Consider the following 552-nt stretch of genomic DNA (forward strand, 5'->3'; position numbering starts at 1 on the left):
CAGCCACTAAATCATCCAATGAAGCACCTAATTGTGTTTTCACTAAACGTGGGTTTTTAACGCGAGGACCTGCAAGCGAAATAACACGATCTGTGTAAATTTCACCAGTAAGGAATAGGTGACCATACGCAATAACGTCTTGGTAACCAATATGCCAAACTTGTTTGCTAACAGAAACTGCATCAAGATGATGGATATGAGTGCCAACGAGGCCAGCCGGATGCACACCACCAAACTCATGTACTTCTACTTGAGCTATAGATGAGCTAGGAACTTGGCTACCTGCTTTTTTACACACAAATACTTTGCCATCGGTCAAACGCGAAATAACAGCAAGACCCGCTTCAAATGCTTGCGCATTTTCGGCAATAATTACCGCAGGATCTGCAGCAAGAGGATTTGTGTCGGTTGCGGTCACAAAAATAGAACTAGGATTTGCATCCACAGCCGCTACTTTGCTGAATGGGCGAACACGAAGTGCTGTCCACTGACCAGACTGGATAAGTACTTCTTTGGCTTTTTCGCGCTCTAAGCTCGGAAGCTCGTCTGCTT

General features: G+C 45.1%; 1 pseudogene. It reads right to left on the reverse strand.

The annotated features are described in order from the left end of the window. A pseudogene (locus IOD06_RS13505) lies at nt 1-552 on the reverse strand (NADH:ubiquinone reductase (Na(+)-transporting) subunit A); the annotation flags it as partial.

Source organism: Psychrobacter sp. N25K4-3-2, assembly GCF_015351755.1.
GTDB classification, from domain to species: Bacteria; Pseudomonadota; Gammaproteobacteria; order Pseudomonadales; family Moraxellaceae; genus Psychrobacter; species Psychrobacter glaciei.